This window comes from Magnetospirillum fulvum MGU-K5, from assembly GCF_000442515.1.
Classification (GTDB): Bacteria; Pseudomonadota; Alphaproteobacteria; order Rhodospirillales; family Magnetospirillaceae; genus Phaeospirillum; species Phaeospirillum fulvum_B.
Genome location: NZ_AQPH01000092.1, coordinates 1 through 11,312, shown reverse-complemented (window position 1 = coordinate 11,312; position 11,312 = coordinate 1). Strand labels below are relative to the sequence as shown.

The 11,312-nt window shown below is 57.3% G+C and carries 5 protein-coding genes; 3 read left to right on the top strand and 2 right to left on the bottom strand.

What is annotated here, in order from left to right; all coding sequences use genetic code 11:
• Positions 1–41 precede the first annotated feature (41 nt).
• Positions 42–1,820 (bottom strand): toll/interleukin-1 receptor domain-containing protein, encoded by a 1,779-nt coding sequence (locus tag K678_RS18370; protein ID WP_196802601.1) that lies wholly within the window; start codon positions 1,818–1,820, stop codon positions 42–44.
• A gap of 232 nt (positions 1,821–2,052) precedes the next feature.
• Between K678_RS18370 and K678_RS15835 the strand changes: the two genes are divergently transcribed.
• The 3 genes from K678_RS15835 (at position 2,053) to K678_RS15825 (ending at position 9,477) form a co-directional block, all read left to right on the top strand.
• Positions 2,053–5,703, top strand: a complete 3,651-nt coding sequence (locus tag K678_RS15835) for an AAA domain-containing protein (protein WP_021133483.1) — start codon at positions 2,053–2,055, stop codon at positions 5,701–5,703.
• A 303-nt stretch (positions 5,704–6,006) separates the two neighbouring features.
• On the top strand, positions 6,007–6,996 hold the full coding sequence (locus tag K678_RS15830) for an AAA family ATPase (protein ID WP_021133482.1): 990 nt from the start codon (positions 6,007–6,009) through the stop codon (positions 6,994–6,996).
• Positions 6,997–7,002: 6 nt separating this feature from the next.
• A complete protein-coding gene (locus K678_RS15825; RefSeq protein ID WP_039853543.1) occupies positions 7,003–9,477 on the top strand; it encodes a S8 family peptidase in 2,475 nt (824 codons plus the stop codon).
• 322 nt (positions 9,478–9,799) lie between these two features.
• Here the strand turns inward: K678_RS15825 and K678_RS19185 are convergent.
• On the bottom strand, positions 9,800–11,312 hold a 1,513-nt coding region (locus K678_RS19185; RefSeq protein ID WP_021133480.1), incomplete at its 5' end, for an nSTAND3 domain-containing NTPase.

Genomic DNA, 11,312 nt, shown 5'->3' with positions numbered 1-11,312 from the left:
TCCATTGAATAGAATGGTTTCAAGTGTATCCGTAGACGTAATTAGCAAATCTTCTGCAAGAAGAGATAGGTCTGCAGCAGTTTTAAAATTTTCTTATATTCAGCATCAAAGCGATGCCCTGCTCGGTAATATTGCTCAACCAAGTCTAGAAGTGTCGCGGCGGTGAGGATGTTGCGTAATTCCTCTGGCAAAACCCCTCCCATCCGAATTTTAACGAATACGATGGCCTCAAGGGCAGAGATATTGGTATCCTTGTTGTTGAGACGTTCCGATAGAACCTTAGCGAGTTCGTCAAGTACTTCTGGCGAAAGTTCATCGTTAGAATTGTTGGAAACGCCTCGGACAATTTCTGCAAGTTTATAGCCGTTTGTCATGTTGTAGCTAATGATGCAATTATCTGTCATAAACCACAATACGTCGGCAATTTCTCGGCAATCATTCTTGCCGAACACTTTTGAAATTAGTTCGTAGTCTGCCCATTGCATTATTTTTAGAAGGCTCACGATTTCCTTTCCAAGCGCCCCGATTACCTCTTCACTGAGGATGCCTTCAACGCAACGCTCTTGGAACATTCTTATTGCTTCGGGCCTATCGAGTAAGCTTTCAGGGCCTCGCTGTGCGGATCGCACCAAATTGGCGACATAATGCGCGGACCCGGGGTGTCCATGGACATGTGGGGCGATGCGTTTAAGCGCTGTCGGCGAAGAGTCGGACACGCTTAGCAATTCAGTTAAAAGGAATACTATTTGCTCTTCCAACAACTCAGATACGTGAAATTGAATTACATTGTGGTGGGTGTTGATGGATTCTGGTGGAAGTAGTCTTTCAGATATCCAGACTACACGTACATCAATTTCATTTCTTAACAATATAAACAAGCACTCAAGCCATGGCTTTAGCGTCCGACTTTGGTCCCTGAGACCAAATGAGCTTTTTATAATTACAGTTTGATTGATTTTGGCGAAGTGAGATAAGCTTCCTAGGATGGTGGTGGCCTGATCTTGAGGATCAGAGGGAAATGCACTTATCTGCTCCTTTGTCCAAGCTGGCTCCATTATCCCGGTTATGTCTTGGCGCAATGCAATAAATAAATCAACGGCATCCGCATGGCGGGGCAGATCAAAAACTGGCAAATCATTTCTTGCGCCAGGAAAAATCTTGGGAATAACTTTTTTTGCTACGGAAAACCGGCCCATTGACTGAATTCCCGCCAGAATAACAAAGTTTAGTGGAATCCCTGTCTCTGCTGGCTTAGTTCTAGATTGAAGAATTATATTGTTGCACAGATTCTCGCGTCCTATAAATGGGCTTTCATTAAGCACGCCTTGTGCGCGCAACGCATCTTCATACAAATACTTGAGTAAGCGCGCGATATCTGAGGCGCTATAGCCGGGGGGGACGGCCATATACTTTCTCATCCACTCTGGCGCATCCTTATATGAAGCCTCACCTATTGGTATCGCGACAATTTTAATTTGCCGCCTTTTGATCTTCTCGACTTCTGCGACGCCGGTTTCGTAATCGACCCAGCAGCTTTCTTTTGTGTTCTTGGAAACGAACATTGCAAACACAGAACACTTAAACAGACCATCGTCGAGTGCGTCAACGGTATGGCTACCAGGATTAATTGTATCAATGTCATAAAAAAGGTGAGATTTTGGGATTTTGCGGATTACGCTCTCAACGAAGGGTTTATCTGCACTGGAATGGGAAATGAAGATCAAGCCAGGGGCTGCCAGTTCGTGCGTCATTTTAAACTTCCGAGGTAAACCCACAATGGGGAATAGGTTACCATTAATTGCGGGTTCGTCCAGTTGCATTGCACGATCACCCCAACGGTCGCTTCCTGCGTCGTGGGCGGGCGGCTTGATCGACCGAAATGAGGCGCAAACCGGAACGGGCCGAGAGCCGAACGGCACTGATCCCCGCATACTTATTGCCTGCATCGCTGCAACCATTATCTAGGGATCGAGCAGGTCACCCGCATCGGTAGCTCTATCGGCTGAGACTGACTATCCTCCATCTCCTTTTTTGATTCAGTCGGATGCCGCAATGATTGCCCCGCTCGACCTTCTCCGCTACTGGCGAGCCAGTCTTGCGGATGGACAGCTGCCCTCGCTTCCCAGCAAAGTTCCGATGCGCGATGCCGAGTGGAATTCGATCTGTAGCGGGCGCGTTAGCCCCGAGGTGGCGAGGACGTTGGTCGGCGACTGGCGAGCGTCGGGCAGCGCGACCGCAAAAGGCAATCGCACGGGAGACAAGGGCGATCCGGTGTCGGTGCCGGTGCTGATCGCACCACTCGTGTTCATTGCCCGGCACCAGCACGGCAGTTTCGGTCGAAAGAGCGATAAGCCCTACGCTCCTTTGATCGTACCGGCGCAGATGGCCTCTGACGGCAGACTGACCTTTGATCCGGCCAAGCATCTGCCCTGGCTATGGCGCGGTGCGCTTGAACCGACTGCTGCGACCGAACCGCCGTTGGGGTCTCTGGACGATTTCGACGCCTTCCGATCGTCGGTTCCTCGGCCAGAGGATTCCGCGTGGGGTAGACTGATCGAATACACTGAGGCCTTGTGCAAAGCCGTGACGGGATCCGCGCTGGCCGACGTGACGATTGACGGCTATGACCGTGGCCCGGCCATGCTTGTAGCGGCATTTCCACCGTCGTCTCCATCCAAGAACCTCATCACGCTGGCCGATGCGCTGGATGCGGACGGAGAAAATCTTCCGCCGACTTTTGTTTCGGCATGCCGCAGCGGCCCCATGCGCCCGCAGCTTGATGGTTCGGCCCGCTGGGAAGCCTCCACCCGTCATTACGGCCAGATGGGTGCCGATTTTCCGCTGGCCGACCGTCAGCGTGACGCGGTTCATCATCTCTGCTTTTCCCAGAATGGGGACGTCTTGCCGGTCAACGGTCCACCAGGAACCGGCAAAACCACTCTGATCCAGAGCATCATCGCCACCATGCTCGTCGATGCCGCCCTGGCAGGCGGCGAGCCCCCAGTGATTGTCGTCACGTCTACCAACAATCAGGCCGTCACCAACGTCATCGACAGTTTCGCCAAGGTGAAAGTTCCGGCTCATCGTCAGAACGATCCGCTGGAAGGGCGCTGGCTGCCTGGGGTGACGTCGTTTGCGCTCTATCTGCCTGCGGCCTCAAAGGAGGTCGACGAGGACAAGTATCAAGTGGCTCGTCTGCCGGATTACGGCGAGCCTCTGTCCGGCATGCCCGCAGACATGCTGCAAAGCGATGCTGTCGATAAAGCCGAAGCCGCATTCCTCGCTGCGGCCGAAACGGCTTTCGGCCGGGAGTTCGGCTCCGTCGTCGATGCTGGTGCCGAGCTGGGGCGCAGGCTGGCGGCGAATGCCGCACGGCTCAAAGAAATCGTCTCTCTGGCCGGTGGCTTGGTGTCGCAGCGTGCGGCCCGGCCGGACCACGACGCGGCGAGCTTTGCCCCCTGGGTTGAGGCCGAGATAGCCGCCGCCGAGGATCGCATCGCCACTCACGCGCAGGCGATAGCTTCGGCGCGTGCCGAGGCCGATTCCGCCCGGGAAAAGTGGAAGACGACTGACGCCGCTGCGGGACGGGGACTGGAAGAGTTGTTCCCGTCAGGAGACGTTTGGGGCGTGTTGCTGGGGTGGCTGCTCGGATTTCTGCCGTCTGTTCGGGCGGGGCGCTGGGAGCGGTGTCGGCGCATCGTTCGGGAGGCCGGATTCGAAGATGGCCCGTTCGCGTCCGTACAGGTGCCGACGGATCTCGACGCGCTCCGCCAGCACCTTGACGACGCCCTTGCCGCTTTGCGTCAAAGAGCCGAAGCCGCAGAGCGCCGTGCGGGCGACATCGAGCGCGAGGCCGGGGGGAGCGCTTCGACCATTCGTGCACAGATGGACGCGCTCAAGGCCGAGGCTCAGGCATGGCTTGCCGCCGAGCAACAATGGGCTTCCGTCGCTGATGAGCTTTGTTCGGCGGCGGCCGGTATCGAGGCATTGAAAGAGATATCGCGTAGCGACCTGATCGCTCGCCCGGACTGTGCCGAACGGGTGCTCGACGTTACCCTTCGACATGATCTCTTCTTGCTCGCGTCCCATTACTGGGAAGCGCGTTGGCTTCATGCGGCGCGTGCGCTGATGAAAAACGCCAGCGATCCCGTCACGGCGATATCGAAAAAAACGCGACGGTGGACGGAAAAGCGCTGGCGTTTGATGGCATATCTGACGCCGTGCTTCGTCTCGACGTTATTCATGCTGCCGAAGCACCTGCAATTCTATGATCCCGCCGGAGACAACAAAAACCCACCCCTGACGGATTTCGTCGATCTGCTGATCGTCGATGAGGCAGGCCAGGTTCCCGCCGAGATCGGCGGCATCGGCCTTGCCTTGGGGCGTAAAGCCCTGGTGGTTGGCGATATTCACCAGATCGAGCCGGTGTGGTCTGTCGGAGCGCACATCGACGATGGCAACCTCCGCCGGTATGGCTTGCTGGACCATGCCGACACGTTGGATGAGGCCGGGAGCCGCGCCTCAAACGGTAGCTTGATGAAGGTCGCTCGAAACGCCAGCGCCTTCGTTGGCATGGAAGCAACCGACCCCGGCATCTTTCTGACCGAACATCGCCGATGCCTCGCGCCGATTGTTGCCATCTGCAACGATCTGGTCTACGCGAACCGGCTGATTCCATGCACCGAGGAGCCCCCCAACCGCTTCTTCTTGCCGCTGGGGTGGGCCCATATCCGCTCACCATCCGGTCGTCGTGGTGGCAGCCGCTTCAACGCGGGTGAGGCCGAGGCGATTGCCGAATGGCTGGGTCGGTGTCGTGGGGAGATCGAGAAAGAGTACAAAAAGCCGATCCACGAACTGGTCGGCATCGTCACGCCGTTCAGTGCCCAGAAGGGCGAGATCCGGATGGCGCTGGAGCGCCATGGCCTCGATGACAGGCTGACCGTAGGCACGGTGCATGCGTTGCAGGGAGCCGAACGTGAGATCGTGATCTTCTCACCGGTCCATACCGCCGAAGATGGAGGGCAGCCGTTTTTCGATCGCGGAACGAACATGGTCAATGTGGCGGTATCGCGGGCACGCCATAGTTTCCTGGTGTTCGGCGATATGCGGGTGTTCGACAACTCCAGGGCTGCCAAAACAGTGCCGTCCGGTGTTCTGGCCCAGCATCTTTTTGTGCAGCCGGAATATGAAATAACCGACGTTATCTCTCGTCCGGATTTTGTTGCCGAGGGACCAACCTCCGAGATTGATCGTCTCAAAAATCTGGAACCTCACCGGAAGGCCTTGCGAGAGGCTTTTGAACATGCCACCAGCAGGATATTAGTGGTGTCTCCCTACCTTTCGATAGATGCGGTCTCTCGGGATGGTGTCGAGAAATTGATCGAAGCGGCGCGTAGCCGGAAGGTGGGCGTCACAATCGCGTTCGATCGCGATTTGAACATGAAATACGGTTATCTTAATCCAAACTGTGCTGAAGCGATGCGAGTGCTGGCCCGTGCCGGTGCCGAAGTCCTCGAGCGCGACCGTATCCACAACAAGACGCTGGCGGTTGATGATTCCTGGATCGTCGAGGGGTCGTTTAACTGGCTGTCCGCCGTCCGTGACCCGAACCATCGCTATGCCAGAGCGGAGTACTCATTCCGCTACCAGGGGCCTAAAGCCGCTGAGTTCATCAAAGATGCGTGGTGTGAGATTGAGGGGTGACGGCGAAGAAGTGCTTATGGCCTGCGATGGCAGGTGGAACCCCCCCCTCCTTCCGGCTAACAATTATCCAACCTGCGTCGAACGGTCAGATCGGGGCCATGGGGCCGGTTTCTGCTGGTCCGGTTCAAAGCGCAGATAATGGGTAAGCTGACGTTCGTGGTCATCCGAAGGCGGAAATGGGACCGGCGGGAGTCATAGCTGGAGTAACTCCCCGTTCAGAAGTATCCTGCTAAGATGCAGGCGCGCTCTCTGGCAGCCGCGTCGAGGGGGAGAAGGGGGAGCGATCCCCAATTTTAGTACATCATGACCACTGCTCGCCATATAGTCGCTCTGCTCAAGAGCCACATCGCCGGTGATGAGGATCACTTCCTCACCGTAGCGATGCAGTTGGCGGCCCACGAAGCGCGTCAGGGACATGGCAAGCTGGCTCAGGAGCTTCGAGAGCTAGTTGACCACGCGAAGGGGTTGAAATCTTCCATCATCCCCAAGCGATCCGGGCCGGTTCCGTTGGTCCAGCCGAAGGGCGAGCTCGCCAATCTACTGACCGTCCGCTATTCGGATGTGCGGCTGGCGAGCATGGTCCTGCCCGAGGAAACGGAAGCGAGGTTGCGACGCACCTTGCTGGAGCAAGCCCAGCAGAGCAGCCTACGCGCCCATGGCCTTGTTCCCCGGCGCAAGCTGCTGCTGGTCGGCCCTCCAGGCGCGGGCAAGACCATGACGGCGGCGGCGCTGGCGGGCGAGCTTCACCTGCCCCTGTTCACCGTGGTTCTGGATGGGCTGATTTCCAAGTTCATGGGCGACACGGCAGGGAAGTTGCGGCAGGTGTTCGATGCCATGCGCGCGACCCGTGGCGTCTACCTGTTCGATGAGTTCGACGCCATCGGCGCGCGCCGTTCCAGCGAGAACGATGTCGGAGAAATCCGTCGCGTCCTCAACTCCTTCCTCCAGTTTCTGGAGCAGGACGACAGTGACAGCCTCGTCATCGCCGCCACCAACTATCCCGATTTGCTTGACCGGGCGTTGTTCCGCCGGTTCGACGATGTAATCGAGTACAGCCTGCCCGATACGGCATTGTTGGAACGACTCCTCAAAGCACGTCTCGCACCTTTCGAGACGCCTCGCCTGACGTGGCGAAAGGCTGCCGAAGTGGCCTGCGGCCTCAGCCATGCCGAGGTCGGGCGTGCCGCCGACGAGGCTGCGAAGTCCGCCATCCTTGGCGGCAGCACCAAGATCACCACCCAGGCGCTTATCGCCGCCATCGAAGAGCGCCAAAAGGCGCAGAAGCAAGGCTAACCGTCCATGGCACGATCGCCTCGCAACCTGCCACACCTCCGGATCGAGGGGGGCGGTGAAACGGAACGGTACACACGGCCACCTCAAAAAATTGATCCAACGGCACTCCCTGATCGTGATCGTTACCAGCATGCCGATGCCCTCGCCGCCGCCATCGGTGAAGCGATTGCAGCCGGTCGCCGTGAGGTTGCTGCCCGCGAAGCAGGGGTCGCCTTAGGTACCCCAGGTTTTTATCTTGAGGTCGAAGTGCCGCCGGGGCAGATGTCGGCCATCGAGACGCTGGGAAACCGGACCAAGCATATCGAGGTCGTGAATGTCCGAGCCGGTGGGGATAACGCGCCGATTGAGGCAACAGTGTTCGTCCCGACGGCGGCGGAAACCTACTATCAGGACAAGGTGGCGGCGTACCGCAACGCGCCGGAAACGAAGACGGGACGCCCCCAGAACGAACCCTTGGTGGCGCGCATGGATACGGTTCGTATCGCCACCGTCCAGTCGTTGTTCACCGATTCACCTGCGCTCTATCCTGTGAACGGCCAAACGGTCTGGTGGGAGGTCTGGCTTCGTCACGGCCGCCGGGACCATTTCAACTTCGTCGCTGATCGGCTGAACCTGCCTCGCAAGGATCACACGGTATCCTTCCCCGAGCGGGATGTGGTGCTGGTTCTGGCGAACGAAGCCGCCATGACGAGGATCATCCGCAACTGCGATTCTGTGGCTGAATTCAGGATCGCCAAGGACACGCCAGCCCTGTTCTTGAACATGGGCAGCGCGGAAGCCAAGGAATGGACAGACGATGTCCTCGCCCGGCTGGTGCCACCGGACGGGGCATTGACAGCGGTCTGCCTGCTCGACAGCGGTGTTACCCAGGGGCACCCGCTGATCAGCCCTGCGCTGCACACCGACGACATGCACACGGTCAATCCCGATTGGGGAGTAGCTGACACCGCGGAGCAGTGGGACGGGCACGGGACCCGGATGTCCGGTATTGCCCTCTACGGTGATCTCCACACCCATTTCGAGGGAACGGCGCAAGTTGACCTGTCTCACCGTTTGGAGAGCGTGAAAATCCTGCCTCCCGAAAACCAAAACGAGCCAGACCTATATGGCGGCATCACCCAACAGGCTGTCTATCGGGCAGAGGTTCAGGCGCCTCATCGCAACCGTGTCGTTTGCATGGCGGTAACCAGCACCCATCTGGAACCTGGACGCCCATCGTCCTGGTCGGCGGCAGTGGACCAGCTTTGCTTTGACGAGGAAAGCCGAAGGCTGGTCGTGTTGTCGGCGGGGAACCTCCGTGGCGACATCGAACCTGCCCAGTACATCGACCGCAACGATGTGGAACCGGTCGAAGACCCCGCCCAGGCATGGAACGCCCTCACGGTCGGGGCCTACACGGATCGCGTCAACATCACTGACCCTGCTTTCGCGGGTTGGCAGCCGGTTGGGCAGGCGGGCGATCTTTCGCCCACTTCCCGCACCTCGGTTTCCTGGCCGAGGCAGTGGCCGATCAAGCCCGACGTGGTGTTTGAGGGCGGAAACTTGGCATCGGATGGAAATGGTGAAGCCCGGCCCATCGATGATCTGCAACTCTTGACCACCAGTTCAAAGCCACGTGTTCGAATGTTGACCAATATCGGTGACACCAGCGCCGCGACGGCTCTTGCCGCCAACATGGCAGCCCGGATCATGACTATGCGACCGGGTTTATGGCCGGAAACGGTTCGGGGGCTGATAGTTCATTCGGCGGAGTGGACTCCGGCAATGTTCGCACGGCTTGATGGGCAATCGAAGAGCAAAAAGCAGGCCCTGTTGCGCCGGTACGGATATGGCGTTCCGGACCTCGACCGGGCGTTGTTGAGCGCGGCGAATGATTTGACCCTGATGGTCGAGGATCAGTTGACCCCGTTTGAAAAGGATGGCGGCACCATCAAGACCCGCGACATGAAGGTGCATCGCCTGCCCTGGCCTCGTGAGGAACTGTCCACGCTTGGCGATGCCCAGGTCAGTTTCCGGGTCACCCTGTCGTACTTTATCGAGCCTAATCCGGGGGAACGGGGCTGGACGCGGCGGCATCGTTACGCCTCGCATAGCCTTCGCTTCGCCGTGAAGCATGCCACAGAAACGCTGCCCGCGTTCCGCAGCCGCATCAACAAGGTAGCTCGCGACGAAGAGGAAGGCCTTGCGGTAGGCGGCGGTGCCGCCGTGGGCGACAACTGGTTCCTTGGCGCTACCATCCGTGAACATGGCTCGATCCATTCCGACTGGTGGACCGGAACCGCTGTCGATCTCGCCAGTCGCGATGCCATCGGCGTCTTCCCGGTCGGCGGCTGGTGGAAAGAAAAAGGGTTCCTGGGACGCCATGACAACCCTGTCCGCTATTCCCTGATCGTCAGCATCCGGGCCGCTGGTTCCGAGGTGGACATATACACCCCTGTTTCCAACAAGATTTCCATCTCAGCCGACATTCAGCGCAATTAATATGAACATTGAGATTGATTGTTTCGTTGAGTTTCAGATTGAAAAATACGGACTCTTCTAGAAGTAATTTTCCTTCCTATAATTTTTTCAGCCTAACGTCTGCTTTCGTGAGTCGGCGCAGCCCCACGGAACAGCGAAGATGAGGCGCGAAACGGAATGAGCGGAACGGGCCGATTGCGGAATGGCCGGAGTAGACCGAAGAAAACCTGACGATTCCGTCGCTAAACTCATTTCAGTGGCCGTGTGGTAATCATACGAGAAAATAGTTTAGGCGAATCAATACCATGTCGACAAATTAATTTGTGTCGCTCATTGGCGTGTTCTAGTCCGCAATCACAAGTAACGAGGCGAACAGGTTGCGAAGATCTTGGTCGTCAAAGCGATCGCGGTCGTAGAGAACGGTCTCAAAATCTGTTGGATCATTATCGTTAGGCGTTTCCTCGCGTATTCGATCAGTGCGTGCGTTGATGGCCGCCTTCGCGCGCTGAATCTCGGTGGAGGTGGCGCCGGCAATTGGGCCTAGTTCATCGACTAGCTTCGCAAAGTCGTCGAGTTGGGATTCCGAATCGATGTGATCGAGTTTGCCTGGAAGTTCGACGATCGCCCTGTGGGCGGCGCTGGCAACCTGATAGTCGGTGTTCTCGGGCAAATGACCTTTCCGCGGCTCGACGCTCTCGCGAAGGCGTTGGACATCGTCCAATTCCAGATCAGAGTAAAGCATTGTAGTCAGTCGCTCCTCAAGCGCCTGCGCCAGAATCGTCGTTTTTTCCCGCTCGCCCTTCGGCGCCGCGCGCAGGCTGGCTATGAGTTTAGGCAGCGCACGCCCATCCGCCCATGGCCCGAACCAGAGGGAACTACTGGACGCAATCTGTTCAGCAGACGCGAGGAATTCGTTGCACCCGCTTGTTTTCCACCAGGATCGAAGCAAATATATCCGATCGGTATAGGATAAGCCGTACAATCTCCAGGTTTTCGGCTGGGACGGGATTGGTTTCCAGAAGTCTTCGTCCTTTGCTCGCGCAGCAAGAGGGATGCAGGCCACGAGGAAGCGCTTCTTGTCCTGGTTATTTATCCCGTTGATACGTTTGAAGTGCTCATAGAGTGCCCTTGCGGCGCGGAGAGTGGGCATGCCCGGTGCCATTGTTTCGATCAGCGCCTTGTCGCTGAGATACCGGGCAAGATAGTCGCGGACCGAAGGGTTTATGAAAGAGACGCCCCCGCTTCTGATCGTTACAAAACTTCCTTCGAGGGTACGTAGCGCCTCCTCGAAATCCTTCGGGCCGAAGGGCAGCGAGAATGCGCCGCACAATACCCGGTGTAGTGACGTAAAAACTTCATGGACATCATCAATTTCTGCGCCATGTTCTGAACTAACGAACATGGATAGCAGGAGGTGGCGGCATCGGGGGGCAATGTGCGTCCTGAAAGCATTGTCCCAGATAACCAGCGGATTATCCAGTGCGCGAATAAATTCTCCTGGATAATCTCCTGGCGTGATTTCGTCGAGGCGTTCGACATCGGTGAGCGCTTGCACGATACGCGGATTGTAGTGTTCGTGATCGACGATCTTCTTAATCGTGCCCGTTTCGAAAAGCGCGTAGATATGCGCATCGGGCACCTTGGCGACTATCAAGTGATTGTACAGTATTCGCGCGCGAATTCTCCGGGTGTATATGCCAACGTCGAGCACGTAGTTAGAAACATCAAGCTTAGGCGAAGAAAGGGCCTCGGACTGAAGGCGCGCTTCTTCGTAAATATAAGCACGGGTGGTAAGGATGAATCGCGCGTTGGCTGCGCGGCGGATGCGGCTGATGAATCGTGCCAGATCGGTATCC

Bases quoted from the DNA above. Each gene is read 5' to 3' on its own strand.
- K678_RS18370 (WP_196802601.1), bottom strand. From the start codon at position 1,820: ATGCAACTGGACGAACCCGCAATTAATGGTAACCTATTCCCCATTGTG.
- K678_RS15830 (WP_021133482.1), top strand. From the start codon at position 6,007: ATGACCACTGCTCGCCATATAGTCGCTCTGCTCAAGAGCCACATCGCC.
- K678_RS15825 (WP_039853543.1), top strand. From the start codon at position 7,003: ATGGCACGATCGCCTCGCAACCTGCCACACCTCCGGATCGAGGGGGGC.
- K678_RS15835 (WP_021133483.1), top strand. From the start codon at position 2,053: ATGATTGCCCCGCTCGACCTTCTCCGCTACTGGCGAGCCAGTCTTGCG.